Raw genomic sequence first — 16,722 nt, 5'->3', positions numbered from 1 at the left:
GCTTTAAACAGCGCCCGTTTTCTTTGATATGAAGAGGTTAGCCATGCAGCGTTTCCATTCTTATTGTATTTCAGGCTCCGGCGAAGAGAGGGCAGAAGGAGATACTGAAGCCCGTTTCCCTTACTGGAGTTTCACGAAAACCGTGATCGCAATTTGCGCGCTGAAGCTCAGTGAAAACGGATCTCTGGATTTGGATAGCCTCATCGGGGGTCAGGTTTATACGCTGCGGCAACTGCTTAACCACACCGCCGGTTTGCCGGATTATGGCGCATTGAAAGATTATCACGACGCCGTGGCCGCCGGAGAGGAACCCTGGTCACGCGAAAAATTACTCAGTGCCGCGTTAGCCAGAGGTATGCTATTTGCGCCGGGCGAAGGGTGGTCTTATTCCAACATTGGCTACATGCTGGCCCGTGAAAACATAGAAGCCGCCTCAGGGCTGAGTTTTGCAAATCTGGTGGAGGCGTTCATCTCGACACCGCTCGGACTGACCAGTATTGCGCCTGTCACCACGCGCGAGGAGTTCGCACAACTTCGCTGCGAAGCCGCCGGAAAATACCATCCGGGCTGGGTGTATCACGGCTGTCTGGCGGGAAATGTGCGGGACGCGGCCAGACTGCTGCACGGATTATTCAGCGGAAAACTGCTGAGCGCCCCGTCGCTGGCTGAAATGCAGGTGACAATTCCGCTCGGTGGTGCCCTTGAAGGACGTCCGTGGACCGAATGCGGTTATGCGCTCGGGCTGATGAGCGGCGCGATGGGTACAGCTGGGCGATCAGCCGGTCATTCAGGCGGCGGCCCGTCATGCGTGAACGCGGTCTATCACTTCCCGGATCTCCGCGAACCGGTGACCGGTGCCTGCTTCACTGACGGACATCACGAAGGCGTGGCAGAAACCGAGCTGGGCCGGCGGGTACAGAACTTCGGGTAAAAGGGCCAAAGCTTCAGGCCTCAGGATGATGGCAACAAATACACAGCTTATTACCGTCGGCATCCCGAAAATAAGCACCGTAGTAATCCGGATGATAATGCGGGCGTAGTCCCGGCGCGCCTTCATCTGTCGCGCCGTTTGCCATCGCAAACTGATAGATTTGATCCACGGTAGCACGCCTGTCTGCCAGTAATGCCAGCATCTGACCATTACCCGCACTGGCAGGTTCGCCGTCATGCGGCTGGCCGATAACAAACAGCGGCCTTGGCGAATCCGGTGCCATCCACGCCGCCCAGGGTTTTTCCCTGTCGCAAAACTTGAGGGTATGCCCTAGTGCCGCCATCACCGCCGAATAGAAAGTGAAAGCCCGTTCAAAATCGTAAACGCCAATACAAATATGGGAAATCAAAATCGCTCTCCTTTTGAAACAGTCCCCCTTGTTATAGCGGGTTATTTTCCGCTCTGCCGTTTTTTGAATGTGATCTCTAAAAAGTCGTGCCGCCGGATCCGTGCTAAATTACCCCCCATTCTTACGCGCATTCCCGAGGCAACATGATCATCCCTTCAAACCGTACCACCCGTGAAATGAAGATAAACAATGTCGTGCTGGTGACGAATGCATTGAAATCTCTGGGCTCGGCGACGAAGGCGGAACTGGCGGGTGTCACCGGTCTGAGTATCGCCACCTGCGGCGCAGTGCTGAATGACCTGAGCCAGCGGCACGAAGTGCTGGCGCTGGAACTCGAAGTCTCGCGTGGCGGCCGTCCGGCGCAGCGCTATGCGTATAACCCGAACTATTTCTCGGTACTTAGCCTGTACGCGCAGGGCAGCGACGCTGCCGCACAGATTGTCTGGTCGGTGAATTCAGCCACCGGTGAAAGTCTGGCGCAGGGTGAAATCCGCTTTTTACCGCTGACGCTGGCGACGTTTTATCAGCAAATTGGCAGCCTGCTGGCGGACTATCCCAATATTAAAGCACTGGGCATTGGCCTGCCGGGCGTGGTGGTAAAAGGAACCGTCGCAACCTGTGATATCAGCGTGTTTGCCGGAGTGGCGGTGGAGCAGCAACTGCGTGAACAGTTCGGGATCTATGTTCAGGCAGATAACGACATGAACTACACCGCCTGGGGGTTTTACCGCAGCAGTTGTGCGGGCATCACCGCGCCGGTGGCCTATCTCTTTAAACCGGAGGTGCCTTGTCTGGGCTGTGGCATGGTGATTAATGGTCAGGTATTACAGGGTGCCAGCCAGTTTGCAGGGGAAGTGTCAAATCTGCCTTTTGAAGGATTGGATAAACTGCCGGTCGCAGAAGAAATGGCGAAAGTGATTGTCTCGCTGACCGCCATTATCAACCCGGCCACCATCGCGCTTTCCGGCCCGAAAATAAGTGAAGCACTGCTGCCTGAGCTGAAGATGCTTTGCCTGCAGCGCATTCCCGCACAGCATATGCCGCAGCTGACTTACCGCCCGTCGATGCGTCAGGATTATCTTCAAGGCATCGCGGAACTGACGCTCAGCAACTACAATCTGCACATTGCTTTCGGTGAATAACGCCGGTTGACTTTGTTGTTCGCCCCCTTATACTGCGGACTTATTAAAAGACTTTTAATAACTAACTTCACCTCGCGGGAGAACCTGATGTCACTGTCATCTGAAATTGCGCACAACGATATTCATGCCGGAAGTCCTGTCCGGCGTGTCGCGACGCGGGCGATATTTTTTGTCACCGGCATGGCGATGGGGCTGTGGGCGGCGCTGGTTCCCTATGCCCAATTGCGGACGCATTCAGAGGCGGGTGATCTCGGGTTATTGCTGCTGTGTCTTGGTGCCGGTTCGCTGCTGTCGATGCTTGGGTCGGGACGGATTATCGGCAAGTTTGGCTGTCGGGCAGTGATCGTCGCGGCGGTCATTTTGTACTGTCTGATGTTGCCGCTGCTGGCGGTGTTCAGTGACATCTGGCTGCTGGCGCTCAGCCTGTTTATTTTCGGCATGGGCATCGGGCTGGCGGATGTAGCCGTCAATGTGCAGGGCACGCTGGTGGAACAGGCCGCGGATAAACCACTGATGTCAGGGTTTCATTGCCTGTGGAGCGTGGGCGGGATCGCCGGAGCCGGTGGCGGTGCGTTGCTGCTCAGTGCCGGTATCACGCCGCTCGGCAGCACGTTTTTTGCCGTCGTGCTGGTTATCGCGCTGACGGCGTATTCTTATCGCGGAATGTTACCGTTTGGCGCGCATGAGGATCCTGAAGAAGGCCAGCCGAAAGCCAGACCGAATTTCCGTCTGGTGCTGATGGCGGTGATGGCGATGATTTGTTTTATGGCCGAAGGCGCGGTGCTGGACTGGGGCGGTGTCTTCCTGACCCAGGACCGCGGTCTGGCGCTGGAACATGCGGGCTGGGGCTTTGCGGTATTTGCCGTAGCGATGTCGCTGATGCGCCTGACCGGTGATGCGATTGTCAGTGCACTGGGGCGCAAACGGATCCTGATTATCGGCGGGGTTTTGGGTATCGCCGGTTATCTGATGGTTGTGCTGTTGCCGGGCTGGATCCTGCCATTGTGTGGTTTTGCGCTGGTCGGGATAGGCGCAGCGAATATTGTTCCGGTGCTGATTACGCTGGCCGGTCAGGAAAAAGTGATGCCGGTCAATATGGCGGTGGCGATGGTGGCGACGCTCGGTTATCTCGGCGTGCTGGGTGGTCCGGCGCTGATCGGCTTTATTGCGCATCTTTCCAGCTTGTATGTCGCATTCTCGGCGGTCGCGGCGGCGTTTCTGGTTATCACGTTTGGCGCATACAAGCTGAAGTATTGATTGTTTTCAAAGACCAATGATTTATAACTGAGTGGCAAATTTGCCAGCTGACGCGTAAAAAACGTCAGCCTTCTTTTACCCTGACTGATGTAGAATCCGACTCTGTAAGGAGCAGTAATGGCCGTAAAACTTATCGCCGTAGACATGGATGGAACCTTTCTCAATCCGCAGCAGGAATACAATAAAGCCCGCTTTCGCGAGCAATATCAGCAACTTTTGCAACGTGACATTAAATTTGTGGTGGCGAGCGGCAACCAGTATTACCAGCTGAAATCCTTCTTTGACGATCTCGATACACAGATTGCTTACGTTGCGGAAGGCGGCGGGTATGTGGTCGATAAGGAAAAGGAAATTTACTGCGGCAAGCTTGAGCCGCAACAGGTGACTCAGGTGCTGCACTGGATAAGCCGCACGCCGGGCATCAACACCATTGTCTGCGGTCGCAATGGGGCTTATGTGCTGGCCGGTACTGATGAGGATTTCATCAGCCGTATGCGCCGTTACTATCACCGCCTGACAAAAGTGCAGCATTACGCAGAAATCGACGATACGATTTTCAAATTTGCGCTGAGTTACGTGGAAGACGATGTCTATCCGCTGATGAGTGAAGTTAATGCAAACCTTGGCGGGATTGTTGCACCGGTGACCAGCGGACATGGCTCTGTGGATCTGATCATCAGCGGGAACCACAAAGCCTGTGGTCTGCAAAAAATCCAGCAGATTTATGGTATCCGTGATGACGAAGTGCTGGCCTTTGGCGACAGCGGCAACGATCTGGAAATGCTCAGCTACGCCGGTTACGGTTTTGCGATGGAAAATGCCTCGGCACCGGCGAAAGCCGCCGCGAAATACGTCGCGCCATCCAACCGTGATGAGGGTGTGCTGAAAGTGATTGATGACGTACTGAACGGCCGCGCCCCTTTCGCTTAACCTGGTCAGCGTGCATTAAAACGAAAAGGCTGCCGCATAACACGGCAGCCTTTTTAGTATGGTGCAATGAAGATTAAGGCACGTAGTCTGGCGGAACGCCGTTGTTGCCGGGCTGCGCAGGATAATAATCCGGCGGAACCGGCGATTGCGATGGCTGATCCGAACTGTAGCCGTCACGGGCATCTACCGGAACTTTATTGCCTTTGGCGTACATACATTGTGTGTACACCGTATCGTACTGATCCTGTAAATCGCCGCTGCTGGCACCAGCATTATTACTGCCCATCGCACTGCCTATCAGCAAACCACTGCCTGCACCAATCAGCGCGCCCGGTCCGGCCTGATGAGACGCTGCGCCGATCAGTGCCCCGGCTGCCGCGCCGACAACGGTTCCTGCTGCAGCAGTACCGGCAGCATTATTACTGGCGGTTTGCGCGCCGCCGTTCACGCTGCTGTAGGCCGCATTGCGGCAGGACATTTCATCGATCTGAAACTGTTGATAATCCTTTCCCGTACCGGGTAATACCATCACATCGGGCCGGGTTGGGGGAGAAACGCAGCCGGATAAGGCCGCGGCTAAGGCGAGTACCGCCACCGGTGTAAACCTGTTCATGACTTTTATCGCCTGTTAACGTGGGCCTGCGACCACTTTCATCCAGCCGCGCGGGCAGGCCGGGACTTGCGGGTAATATCCCGCAGGATTCTGGCAGTAATACGCATAAGCCGGGGGTTTCTCGACATAAGTTTGCGGCTGTGGCGGCGCAGCGTAAACGACGGCAGGCGGCCCGTAATAGACCGGCGGAGGAATGCCAATCACCACGTCAGGCCCATACCAGCCGCGATAATAGCCGCCATGATAATAACCGTGACCGTAGCCGTGACCATAGTAGCCATGCCCATAATAACCGTAGGCGAACGACGCAGAACTGGCCGACATCAGCGCGCCAGCAGTAAGCATCAACAACAACAGCCTTTTCATAACGACCTCGAAGCATATTGACCGGATGTCCGGAGTGATAAAAAATCCACCACTCCTGAGGGTAAAGATACGCCGGTTGCGGATAAAAGGTTGGAGGGGGATTAGGGTGAATACGACAAGGCTGTGGCAGCAATTGTGACCAAAAAATTCAGCAGCAAACGTTTGTTTACGTTCAGGGTTTGAGAGGCGGGGGATTCATATTTTAGACCCGGTTTTGCCACAGCAAATCCGGGCTAAGAATTAAAAATTCGGATTTAAGGTGTTATTTCTTACTTGCTGTAAAACGTCTGAAGGCTTCCAGCGTTTCATCGCTGACGTGATGCTCCACCCCTTCAGCATCTAAGCGCGCAGTCTCTGCGCTGATACCCAGCGCGATGAAAAACGCTTCAACCACGTTATGACGCTCGCGGTTTTCTGCCGCCAGTTTTTCACCTTCCGGTGTCAGAAACGTTCCCCGATAAGGCAACTGGTGAACCAGTCCGGCATTGGCCAGGCGTTTCAGGGTTTTGGCCACCGTAGGCTGGGAAACACCCAGACGCGCGGCCAGATCCACCTGTCGCGCTTCGCCAAATTCGTGAATTAAATCTGAAATCAGCTCAACGTAATCATCCATTAATTCCCGGCGATGCGCCTCGCGCACCTGTAAGAAACCCTGCGCGTGTTCTTCCACATCCAGTAATGGATTCATTTTTTTATCTTTCACTACGCCTGCCTCTTTCTTGCTTGACGGTTTTCCACCGCAGCCGCGCTCACCGCAGCAACCACGCATTGTAAACCAAGTCCACATATCTACCAATTTATGAAAACTTTGCCTTGGCTATGGAGTATAGCCTGTGCTATATCTGAATAATAAACCGCCGTTTGACGCGCAGAAGTACAGGAGAGATTTCATGGAAAATGGACGAGACATCTTAAAATTATTCAGCCATTCACCGTTTCGCTTGCGGCTGATGCTGGTGGGCATGATTGTGGCGCTGATCACCGGCAACGCGCAGGCGGCAGATCAGGCAGCCAGTAAAGATAAAAAAAAGTTTAAGGTGGTGACCACTTTCACGGTGATCCAGGACATCGCGCAGAACGTCGCCGGTGATGCCGCCACCGTGGAGTCGATCACCAAACCTGGCGCGGAAATCCACGATTATCAGCCCACACCGCGGGATATTGTGAAAACACAATCTGCCGATCTGATCCTGTGGAACGGATTCAATCTCGAACGCTGGTTCGGCCGCTTTTTCGCCAACATCAAACATGTGCCTTCAGTAACCGTAACGGATGGCATAACGCCGCTGCCGATTCAGGAAGGGCCGTATCTGGGCAATCCGAATCCGCACGCGTGGATGTCGGCTAAAAACGCGCTGGTGTACGTCGAAAATATCCGTGCGGCGCTGGTGAAATATGATCCCGAAAACGCCGCAACCTATGACCGTAACGCCAAAGATTATGCGCAAAAAATCAGCCAGCTTGATGCGCCGCTGCGTGAACGGCTGGCAAAAATCCCGGAAGGGCAGCGCTGGTTAGTCACCAGTGAAGGCGCGTTCAGTTATCTGGCGAAAGATTACGAGCTGAAAGAGGCCTATCTGTGGCCGATCAATGCCGAAGAACAAGGCACGCCACTGCAGGTAAAGAAAATCATCGATCTGGTGCGTCAGCAAAAAATCCCGGTGGTGTTCAGTGAAAGCACAATCTCAGACAAACCGGCGAAACAGGTCAGCAAAGAAACCGGCGCGAAATACGGCGGCGTGCTGTATGTCGATTCGTTATCAGCGGCTGATGGTCCGGTTCCGACCTATATCGACCTGCTGAAAGTCACGGTAGGCACTATCGCAGAAGGGTTCGGACAATGAGCGAAGCTGTGCTGCATCTCAACGTTGACGATATTTCGGTGACCTATAACAACGGTCATACCGCGATTGAACATGCCTCGTTTATCCTGCGCGGGGGTTCAATTTGCGCGCTGCTCGGCGTTAACGGCAGCGGGAAATCCACGCTGTTTAAAACCATCATGGGGATTATCCGCCCGACGCATGGCAGCGTGACGCTGGACGGGCTGAACGTGGCGAAAGCACTGAAACAAAACCTCATTGCTTATGTACCCCAGTCGGAAGAGGTGGACTGGAACTTTCCGGTGCTGGTGCGTGATGTGGTGATGATGGGGCGTTACGGCAAAATGTCGTTTTTGCGGATCCCGTCGGCCGAGGACAAAAAACAGGTGGCGTCAGCGCTGGCACGTGTCGGGCTGACTGAACTGGCGCACCGGCAGATTGGTGAGCTTTCAGGCGGGCAGAAAAAACGCGTCTTTCTGGCGCGGGCGCTGGCACAGCAGGGGCGCGTCATGTTGCTCGATGAACCCTTTACCGGTGTGGATATCAAAACCGAAAACGCCATTATCGAACTCCTGCGCCAGTTGCGCGAAGAAGGGCATCTGATTTTGGTTTCGACGCATAACATCGCCAGCGTGCCGGATTTCTGCGACCGCGTGGTGCTGATCAACCGCACGGTTATCGCGGCCGGTGCCATCGAAACGACGTTTACTCCCCATAATCTCGAAAATACCTTTGGCGGCGCGTTGCGGAATATCGGTTATTTAGTCCCACAGGAACCGGTGAGGCGGGCGGTATGACGGAACTGCTGCTGGAGCCGTTCCAGTACAACTACATGGTCAAAGCCATCTGGGTCAGTGCCGGCGTTGGTGCGGTGTGCGCATTTTTATCAGCGTATCTGATGCTCAAAGGCTGGTCGCTGATGGGCGATGCGCTGTCGCACTCGGTGGTGCCGGGCGTTGCGGGAGCTTACGCGCTGGGCTTTCCGTATGCCATTGGTGCCTTTGGTACCGGCATTCTGGCGGCGCTTTCCATGACGCTGTTGCGCCATTTCACAAAGCTGCGCGAAGACGCGATCATCGGCTTCGTCTTCTCAACCTTTTTTGCGCTCGGGCTGTTGCTGGTTTCCCTCAATCCGACATCTGTCAACGTGCAGTCGATTCTGTTCGGCAATATTTTAGGTATCGATGACGCTGATATTTTGCAGGTGCAGATTATTGTCGGCGTTTCCCTGCTGGTGCTGTGTGTGATCTGGCGCGACCTGCTGGCGGTATTTTTCGACGAGGCCCATGCGGTTTCGGTCGGGCTTTCTCCGTTGTGGCTAAAAATCATTTTCTTCACAATCTTCAGCGCCTGCAGCGTGGCGGCGTTACAAACCGTCGGTGCAATTTTGGTGATTGCGATGGTGATCACGCCGGGTGCAACCGCTTATCTGCTTTCTGATCGTTTCTCCCATGTCCTGATTATTTCGGTAATTATTGGCGCGATCACCAGCGCAGCGGGCGCATGGCTGAGTTATTACCTGGATGGCGCAACCGGCGGAGTCATCGTTTGTCTGCAAACCACGGTGTTTCTGCTGGCGTTTTTATTCGCGCCAAAACACGGCTGGCTGGTCAGTCAGCTGCGTATTAAACGCCGGAGCCGCGCATGATGTCCTGGTTTGATGTACTGATGGAGCCGATGAGCTTCGACTTTATGCAGCGCGCGCTGCTGACCGCCATGGCGACCAGTATTGTCTGCGCAATATTCTCCTGTTTTCTGGTGCTCAAAGGCTGGTCGCTGATGGGCGATGCAATTTCACACGCGGTGCTGCCGGGCGTGGTGCTGGCCTATCTGGCGGGGATCCCGCTGGTGATTGGCGCGTTTGGCTCCGGTCTGTTTTGCGCGATAGCCACCGGATTTATTAAAGAGCATTGCCGGGTAAAAGAAGATTCAGTGATGGGCATTGTCTTCTCCGGCATGTTTGCCGCCGGTCTGGTGTTGTTTTCCCGTGTAAATACTGAACAGCACCTGAGCCATATTCTGTTCGGCAACGTGCTGGGCGTGACTGACAGTGAAATGCTGCAAACGCTGGTCATCGCCCTGGGGGTGACGCTGGCGATTATCATCAAATTCAAAGATCTGATGCTGTTTTGTTTCGATCCGGTGCAGGCGAAAGTGGTCGGATTGCCGGTACGTTTTTATCACTACGCGTTGCTGTGTATGCTGGCGCTGACCATTGTGGCGGCACTGCAGGCCGTTGGCGTGGTGCTGGTGGTCGCGATGCTGATCACACCGGGCATTACTGCATTTCTGTTGTGTAAAACGCTGCCCAAAATGATGATGGTTGCCGTGACGGCGTCACTTATTGCCGCCGTTTCCGGCACTTTTATCAGTTTTTATATTGACGCAGCGACCGGACCGGCGATCGTGCTTATTCAGGCTTTGCTTTTTCTGCTGGCACTAGCGGTGCATCTTTTGCGTAAACCGTTTAAATCCCGCCGGGCCGCACCGAATGCATAGTGCCCGCAGCGCAGGTTTGGCATGCTGGCGTGCAAGTATTCCTTATTAAAAGAGATTCTGATGACACAACAATTTGCTCCTGTCGAACTGGAAAAAGCTTACCGTCTGATTAACCATGGCACGACGGCGCTGGTTTCCGCGCATCACAATGGCATCGACAACGTGATGTCTGCCTCGTGGGTATGCGGCCTGGATTTCAGACCGGCAAAACTCACCGTGGTACTGGATAAAATTGCCAGAACCCGTGAACTGATTGAGCAAAGTGGATTTTTTGTTATTCAGGTGCCAACCGTGGCACAGCTGCAAATGACCTACGATTTAGGTACCCGGACGCTGAGAAATGATCGGGATAAATTACGGCATTGCGGTGCAGAACTGTTTCGCATGGAAGGCCATGGCAATCTGCCGTTCGTCGCAGGCTGTACCGCCTGGCTGGCCTGTAAACTGATCCCTGAGCCTCATAATCAGCAAGCGCACGACCTGTTTATCGGTGAAATTGTGGGTGCCTGGGCTGATACCCGTGTTTTCAAAGACGGCCACTGGCATTTCGAAGATGCCGACCCAACGCTGCGCAGTCTGCACTACATCGCCGGCGGTCAGTTTTACGCGACCGGTGAACCGCTGAACGCGAATACCGACCTGAACTCATCCTTGTCCTGACGCGGTGTTTACCGACGCCGCTGGCTACCTGGCGAAGAAAGGCCTACCATCGGGCAGTAGTAAACGGGTTTACTGAAGTTCAATGAAGTAAGAGTTAAGGATTGTTATGAGCGAAGTAGCAAGTTCCATCAGTGTTGGCGATAGCTTTACTGTCAAGAACGGCTCAACCCATGAAGTGACTGGCTTTGTGAAGAAAGGAGAAAGAATTTACCCGACGATCAAAACAGATCACGGTGATTCTAACTTCACTTTCATCAAAGAAATTGTGTCAGTGAATAAAGCTTAAACGTTAACGACCTTCTCTGTAATCGCGGCCTGTTTGTATTACGCAAAAAGCAGGCTGCGTGATGTTCTTCCCTCAGAAATCCTCTTGTCCTTCCTCTGTCTTTGCCATACTGACCCTTATTTCACTCTTGTATGGGCCGGTTCATTGATGAAAATAGATAAATCCAACGCAGCAGATATTCCGGAAATCCTCAGCATTTTAAATGCATCGAAGGGCGATAACCTCACGGCGCAGCAACGCGAACAAGAAGGGTTTACTCAGGGCACGATGGATGCCGCGATGCTGAATAAATTCCAGACTGGCAGCGGCGTGTTTGTCAGCCGTGAACAGCGCGCAGGGCAGGATGTGATTTGCGGTGTTGCGATGACTGCGCCCGGCAGTCTGACAAAACATGGCACTGCGCAAGCTGCTTATCAGACAGTGCTGGAAAGCGGCTTCGCGAAAGCAGAGCAGATTTTTCTCTACGGGCCGGTCAGCGTCAGAAAGGAATTTCGTGGCAAAGGCATACTGACCCAACTGCTGCTGCACATCTGCCGGACATTGCAGAAGGATTTCACCCTTGGCGTGGCATTTGTGGATAAAGAAAACCACAAATCGCTGCTTATTCATCGCCACTATCCGATGGATGAAGCGGGGGAATTTGAACTGAATGGAAGGGGATATGTGATTTTCACGTTTGAACCACTCAGGGTGCAGGCCTTTTACCAGCACCCTGAGTAACAGGGGTACGGAACTCAGTTTCAGTTAACGATATACCGGCAGTAAATTCACGCTGGAAAGAATATGTACTGCCGCATTGAGCACGCCGAACAGCAACACCAGCACGATCATTTTATTGCCGCCCCATACGCGGTACAGCGGACTGCCAAAGCGCTGGCGTGATGCGCGTGCCATCAGCGCCGGAACAATCACCGCCCATACGGTCGCTGCAAGACCGGCAAAACCTATCGCATAAATGAAACCGTCGGGATAGATCACGCCACCAATAATGGGCGGAACGAACGTCACCAGCGCCGTTTTGAAGCGACCGGTACGGCTGTCGCTGAATTTAAACAGGTCTGCCAGATAATCAAACAACCCCAGCGTCACCCCTAAGAATGAACAGGCGACGGCAAAGTTGGAGAAAATCGTCAGCAGCAAATCCAGACCGGCGCTGTTGAGGATCTGACCCAGTGATTGCACCAGCACATCAATATTGCCGCCACGTTCAGCAATGCCGATAAACTCCGGACGCGGAATATTCCCCATCGTCCCCAGCATCCAGATAATGTACAGCCCGAGCGCCATCAGTGTACCCAGCAGCAGACACTTCTTGATGATTTGCGGATTTTTGCCGTAGTACTTCATCAGACTTGGCACATTGCCGTGATAGCCAAATGACGCCAGACAGAACGGCAGCGTCGCCAGCACATAAGGCATATAGCTCGGGTTGATCTCGACGCTGTTAAGCAAATTCACCGGTTTCACATGCCATAACAGGCTGCCGAACGTCAGAAAGAAGGCAATGATTTTCGCGCCGAGCACAATCGCTGTCATGCGGCTCACCGCGCGCGTGCTCAGCCAGACGATAAAGGCCACGACCAGCGCCGTCAGCAGACCGCCGAGGCGGGGAGAAAAGCTCACGGACATCTCGCGCAACGTATGCTGGATGACTGAGCCGCTGGCGGAGATATAGGCGTAGGTCAGAATATACAAAACGAACGCGATGGTGATGCCGTTCAGCCGGTTCCAGTGTTTACCCAGCAGATCGCCGGTGACTGTATTGAAACTCGATCCCACCGGATAGTTAAGATTTGCTTCAAGGATCATCAGTCCGGAATGCAGCATGCAAAACCAGGTGAAAATCAGGGCGGCCACTGACCAGAAAAACCAGGCGCCGGACATCACCACCGGCAGGGAAAACATCCCTGCGCCAATGATCGTTCCACCAATAATCATTGCACCGCCCAGTACAGAACGTTGCGGGGCGGTCACGGAAAGCGTCGCCATAGTGCGTATCCTCGCGTGGCTTTTATCAGAATTCATTGAAAGAATGGCTGAAAAAGAAATGAGTTAAATAATGATCAGGAATCGCTGTTTTGTGCTGCGATTTGGGTCTTAAGCGCGGCAATATAGTGGAAATGAAGCGGTTTGTACACTGCTGAACTAGTTTGCTGATACAAAATCGCACATTAAGAAGCTTAGGAGCGCATTGAGGAAGTTGAACAGGGGAAATAGCGCTGAAAATGTGTACAAAATATTATCGTTGTGCAATTTTCATGTTAATCACAGGCGCGATATCCCTGGCGCAGATCACAGATTTCATTACGGTTTCTTATCTTTATAGAATAAAAAAGCCTGTTCGAAAATACAGGGTTGACACACAACATATAGCGAGTAAATTAGAACTCAGCACCAGAGAGAAGTGGAAAGAAATTTTTATTTCGCGGTGCAATTCACAAGTTGATAAACTTGTTAGTAATGAGATGCGATAAAGGCCACGAAGTATTTTAGTTTGGGTGATTCAACACCGGATGTTATTTGCAAGTCCGTGAGATGACGCTTTAAGGCCACGCAGTAAAGCTGTGCAATCGCATGATGTGGACGAAACGCGATGATGTAACGCCTTGTTAGTGAGAGTAATGTTCGCGATTTGGGTACGTAAGTATGAAATCGAGAATGTCGCGACGAAAGTAAGGCCACGCATCAAAGAGTATATATCGCGAGGGTGATGTACCGGTTTATCCCGATGTCAAACAGAAGGGTAAATCAAATGATCAGGATACTGATGTTATTCCACAAAATTATAGGAGGATAGCGTTACCAGGCAGTAAAAATATATCCTGTGAAAATACGTACATCTTTAGCAGTAGCATTACCTAAGCAGTACACGTAATTAAGTTGATGAATGTTAAATATTAATTTGATAGTACCTTAAAAGCCCCGGTTTAACGACTGGGGCTTTTTCATTTGTACAATCAGATTGTTATTATTTCCCGCTGATAGTCCCTTCCAGTACCGCCTGTGCGCCCAGACAAACCAGAAAACACACCAGCGTGGTGTCTTTGCCCGCAGTTGCGGCGGTTAATGCGCTTTCCTCATCGCTGATTGCGTCGCCTTTTGACAAAGTGACATCGCCGATGCTGATTTCTCCGTCCATCACATACAGCCATTGAGCAAATCCCGCATGTGAAGGAATCTGCGTACTGGTGTTTTCATCCATGCGGATGTCGTAAACATACACCGCCTGCCGGATTTCCAGCGGAGACTCAATCCCTTCCGGTGCTGCCAGCAGCGTCCATTCATTGCTCTTTATGCCGTCTGGGCGTGTCATAAACTGCACGCGGCCTTCCAGATTTGCCGTACGCGGACGAATAAATATCTGCAACATTTCTGCTGACACCAGCGGCGTGGATTCCTCATGCCAGAAACTTTCACCGGCATTCATCATCATCAGCTGTTTTGGAGAAAGGGGAACGCGATTACCGGCAGAATCTTCATGCACCATCGAACCACGCCACATATAACTGAGGATTTCGTCGTTGTTATGCTCGTGCATTTTCACGAGGGTGCCCTGATCGAGAATGGCGTGATCGATAACACTCAGAGGACCGAAGGCATCATCATTTTTCTCCGGCTGGATGTGTCCCGGCCGCATACGGCGGATGCGAAACGGGCCATATTCAAAGGTAGTTTTGGGTTCAGCACGTAAAACGTTAAACATAATCTCTCCGGCGGCAGACAGGAACGCAGGGTTCGGATGGAAGTTAAGCCCTAATTTCTAACATACTATTTTCATATAAGCGTAACGGTCATAAATAAACTTTCCAATTAATCAGAAACAAAAGCCCCGTCCCTGAGGCCTGAAAGAAAGATCAGCGGTTAATCCAGACTCAGCAACGCAGTCAGCCGGGCAATTTGCGACTGCCACTCACGTTGTAGCTCAGGTTTCTGGTGCTTTGGTTTACGCGCTATATCTTCAGCCAGCCGTTGTTCCAGCACCACCAGCCTGGCCAGCAGTTGCTCTTCTTCCGTTTCTTCTTTGTCGATTACGTCAGTTCCGCTTTCTGAATCAAACGGTTCAGCAGGCGGGGAAGAGCCCGCCAGTACGGCGTAGACTGGCGCAAGGGTATGCCACTCTTCTAACCGTTGCCCATCCACCAGCCAGAACCGGTTACAGCTTTGTTCGATGAGCGTACGGTCGTGCGATACCAGAAGCACCGCACCACTAAAGGTTTTCAGTGTTTCCGCCAGTTCCTCTTTACCTTCCAGATCCAGATGGTTAGTGGGTTCATCAAGCAGAAGCAGCGAATAATTCGCCAGTGTCAGCCCGATAAACAACAGCCTTGACCGTTCGCCACCGCTAAGCGTGCACACTTTTTGCTGATGACGGATAAAAGGGAATCCTGCGCCAATCAGCGCCATTTTCCGCTGTTCTTCGGTCAGTGGCGCAAAGTTCGCCAGTGCGTCGCAAAGAGAATCATCGTCCTGCAACTGATGCTGATTCTGATCGTAATAACCCACCCGCACACGTGGATGGAAAGTCACACCCGTTTGCGTCGTTTGCGTCTGACTGAAGGCGTGCCACAACGTCTGCAACAGCGAAGATTTCCCGCAGCCGTTACGTCCGACCAACGCTACCCGGTCACCGCTTTTGATGCGCATTTCATCCAGCGTGAACAGAACCGGAGCAGCCGGTGCCGGACGAACCTGCAAACCAGACAGAGCCAGAACGCGGTCAGCCGCCAGTGCTTCGCCTTTCAGCTGCAGTTTCCACTGATTACCGGCGGTGACGTCAGTCTGGTCCTCCTTCAGCCGGTCGACCTGCTTTTCCATTTGCTTGGCCTTGCGTGCCAGTCCTTCGTTATCGTAAACGCTGCCCCACAGTGCCAGCCGCCTGGCGCTTTTGGTGACGCGGTCAATTTCCTTTTGTTCCGTTTTTCTGCGCAGGGCGTCGGAGGCGTCCTTTTCCTCCAGCGCCTGACGGGCCTGTGAACAAGGAAGGCGAATAAACTGCAGGGTTTTATCCCGCAGGATCCAGGTGCTGTTGGTCACGTTGTCGAGCAGGCTGCGGTCGTGCGAAACCAGCACAAAACTGCCGTTCCAGTTTTTCAGAAACTGCTCCAGCCACAACAGCGTCGGCAGATCCAGATGGTTGCTCGGTTCATCGAGCAGCAGTAAATCGGGCTGGCGGATCAGCGCACGGGCCAGCAGCAGACGGGTGTGCTGCCCGCCGCTCAGTGTGCCGGCGGTCAGTTGCCAGGCGGATTCATCGAAACCCAGCGTGGAAAGTAAGACCTGCGCCTGCCAGAGTTCAGGCTGATGAAGGCCCGGCGGCAGATGATGCAGAACGGATCCCAGCAGGGTGTAATGGTTCAGTTCTTCGGGCAGATGCTGTTCCACGCGAGCCATCAGACACTGATTTGCCAGTGTAACGCTGCCGGACGTTGCCGCCAGTTCACCGCTGAGGATTTTTAGCAGAGTACTTTTGCCACAGCCGTTGTGGCCGATAAGGCCGATGCGGTCGCCTTTTTTCAGGCCGAATGAAATCTCAGCCAGCAAAGGGCCGAAAGAATTATCGAAAGATAAAGATTGTGCAGACAGTAAAGTCATGATGCTTACTCAGGTTTTCGGGCATAAGAATGCCTCTCGTCAATAAAGCCGACGATAACCGGTAAGCCGGAGGGAAGAACTCAGATTGTCAGTTAGCTTCGCTCAGACAGGTTATCGCGGCATGGAGCCGGAAACGCCTGAGCAGCGACGATCGCCAAAGACAGGTGAATATAAAAACCATTCACGGGTCAGCATGGGGATCCTCCTTATATAT

General features: G+C 53.0%; 18 protein-coding genes. 11 read left to right on the top strand and 7 right to left on the bottom strand.

The window, feature by feature from the left end; translation table 11 throughout:
- The first annotated feature begins 43 nt into the window (after positions 1 to 43).
- Positions 44 to 931, top strand: coding sequence for a serine hydrolase domain-containing protein (locus J1778_RS14840; RefSeq protein ID WP_217173822.1), 888 nt, complete (start codon positions 44 to 46; stop codon positions 929 to 931).
- Between the two features lie 13 nt (positions 932 to 944).
- Here the strand turns inward: J1778_RS14840 and J1778_RS14835 are convergent, their stop codons facing one another.
- Positions 945 to 1,340: a VOC family protein gene (locus J1778_RS14835; protein ID WP_120162320.1), complete on the bottom strand. Its 396-nt coding sequence runs from the start codon at positions 1,338 to 1,340 to the stop codon at positions 945 to 947.
- A 143-nt stretch (positions 1,341 to 1,483) separates the two neighbouring features.
- On the opposite strand from J1778_RS14835, the gene J1778_RS14830 reads away from it, so the two are divergent.
- From J1778_RS14830 to J1778_RS14820, 3 genes are all read left to right on the top strand, one after another.
- Positions 1,484 to 2,482, top strand: a complete 999-nt coding sequence (locus tag J1778_RS14830; RefSeq protein WP_217173821.1) for an ROK family protein — start codon at positions 1,484 to 1,486, stop codon at positions 2,480 to 2,482.
- An 87-nt stretch (positions 2,483 to 2,569) separates the two neighbouring features.
- A complete protein-coding gene (locus J1778_RS14825) occupies positions 2,570 to 3,739 on the top strand; it encodes an MFS transporter (protein WP_217173820.1) in 1,170 nt (389 codons plus the stop codon).
- Between the two features lie 117 nt (positions 3,740 to 3,856).
- Positions 3,857 to 4,669 (top strand): Cof-type HAD-IIB family hydrolase, encoded by an 813-nt coding sequence (locus J1778_RS14820; RefSeq protein ID WP_217173819.1) that lies wholly within the window; start codon positions 3,857 to 3,859, stop codon positions 4,667 to 4,669.
- Positions 4,670 to 4,742: 73 nt separating this feature from the next.
- On the opposite strand, the gene J1778_RS14815 is transcribed toward J1778_RS14820, so the two are convergent.
- The 3 genes from J1778_RS14815 to mntR all read right to left on the bottom strand — a co-directional run bounded on the left by J1778_RS14815 (position 4,743) and on the right by mntR (position 6,351).
- Positions 4,743 to 5,282, bottom strand: a complete 540-nt coding sequence (locus tag J1778_RS14815) for a glycine zipper family protein (protein WP_217173818.1) — start codon at positions 5,280 to 5,282, stop codon at positions 4,743 to 4,745.
- Positions 5,283 to 5,297: 15 nt separating this feature from the next.
- Positions 5,298 to 5,627, bottom strand: coding sequence for a hypothetical protein (locus J1778_RS14810; protein WP_338019646.1), 330 nt, complete (start codon positions 5,625 to 5,627; stop codon positions 5,298 to 5,300).
- Between the two features lie 283 nt (positions 5,628 to 5,910).
- The gene (gene mntR / locus J1778_RS14805; RefSeq protein WP_112286701.1) at positions 5,911 to 6,351 is read right to left on the bottom strand and encodes a manganese-binding transcriptional regulator MntR; all 441 of its coding nucleotides are present in this window, start codon (positions 6,349 to 6,351) and stop codon (positions 5,911 to 5,913) included.
- Positions 6,352 to 6,538: 187 nt separating this feature from the next.
- Between mntR and J1778_RS14800 the strand changes: the two genes are divergently transcribed.
- The 7 genes from J1778_RS14800 (at position 6,539) to J1778_RS14770 (ending at position 11,636) form a co-directional block, all read left to right on the top strand.
- Entirely contained in the window at positions 6,539 to 7,492 is a 954-nt protein-coding gene (locus J1778_RS14800) for a metal ABC transporter substrate-binding protein (protein WP_274388770.1), read from the top strand.
- On the top strand, positions 7,489 to 8,268 hold the full coding sequence (locus J1778_RS14795; RefSeq protein WP_217173816.1) for an ATP-binding cassette domain-containing protein: 780 nt from the start codon (positions 7,489 to 7,491) through the stop codon (positions 8,266 to 8,268). The genes J1778_RS14800 and J1778_RS14795 overlap by 4 nt, the downstream gene beginning before the upstream one ends.
- Positions 8,265 to 9,119, top strand: coding sequence for a metal ABC transporter permease (locus J1778_RS14790; RefSeq protein ID WP_217173815.1), 855 nt, complete (start codon positions 8,265 to 8,267; stop codon positions 9,117 to 9,119). Before J1778_RS14795 ends, J1778_RS14790 begins: the two co-directional genes overlap by 4 nt.
- The gene (locus tag J1778_RS14785; protein ID WP_217173814.1) at positions 9,116 to 9,970 is read left to right on the top strand and encodes a metal ABC transporter permease; all 855 of its coding nucleotides are present in this window, start codon (positions 9,116 to 9,118) and stop codon (positions 9,968 to 9,970) included. Before J1778_RS14790 ends, J1778_RS14785 begins: the two co-directional genes overlap by 4 nt.
- Positions 9,971 to 10,030: 60 nt before the next feature.
- A complete protein-coding gene (locus J1778_RS14780; RefSeq protein ID WP_217173813.1) occupies positions 10,031 to 10,630 on the top strand; it encodes a flavin reductase family protein in 600 nt (199 codons plus the stop codon).
- Between the two features lie 106 nt (positions 10,631 to 10,736).
- Positions 10,737 to 10,916 carry a hypothetical protein gene (locus J1778_RS14775; RefSeq protein ID WP_013578204.1) on the top strand — a complete coding sequence of 60 codons (180 nt, stop codon included), beginning with the start codon at positions 10,737 to 10,739 and terminating at the stop codon, positions 10,914 to 10,916.
- A 147-nt stretch (positions 10,917 to 11,063) separates the two neighbouring features.
- The gene (locus J1778_RS14770) at positions 11,064 to 11,636 is read left to right on the top strand and encodes a GNAT family N-acetyltransferase (RefSeq protein WP_217173812.1); all 573 of its coding nucleotides are present in this window, start codon (positions 11,064 to 11,066) and stop codon (positions 11,634 to 11,636) included.
- Between the two features lie 24 nt (positions 11,637 to 11,660).
- Here J1778_RS14770 and mtr read toward each other — a convergent pair whose 3' ends face one another.
- The 3 genes from mtr to J1778_RS14755 form a co-directional block, all read right to left on the bottom strand.
- Complete coding sequence (gene mtr, locus J1778_RS14765; RefSeq protein ID WP_217173811.1) at positions 11,661 to 12,905, bottom strand: tryptophan permease; 1,245 nt, start codon at positions 12,903 to 12,905, stop codon at positions 11,661 to 11,663.
- A gap of 979 nt (positions 12,906 to 13,884) precedes the next feature.
- Positions 13,885 to 14,619: a pirin family protein gene (locus tag J1778_RS14760; protein WP_217173810.1), complete on the bottom strand. Its 735-nt coding sequence runs from the start codon at positions 14,617 to 14,619 to the stop codon at positions 13,885 to 13,887.
- A 158-nt stretch (positions 14,620 to 14,777) separates the two neighbouring features.
- Positions 14,778 to 16,511 (bottom strand): ABC-F family ATP-binding cassette domain-containing protein, encoded by a 1,734-nt coding sequence (locus J1778_RS14755; protein ID WP_217173966.1) that lies wholly within the window; start codon positions 16,509 to 16,511, stop codon positions 14,778 to 14,780.
- Positions 16,512 to 16,722 lie beyond the last annotated feature (211 nt).

This window comes from Rahnella bonaserana (assembly GCF_019049675.1).
Lineage (GTDB): Bacteria > Pseudomonadota > Gammaproteobacteria > Enterobacterales > Enterobacteriaceae > Rahnella > Rahnella bonaserana.
The sequence above is the reverse complement of the archived record's forward strand: the minus strand, read 5'-3'. Positions and strand labels throughout refer to the sequence as shown.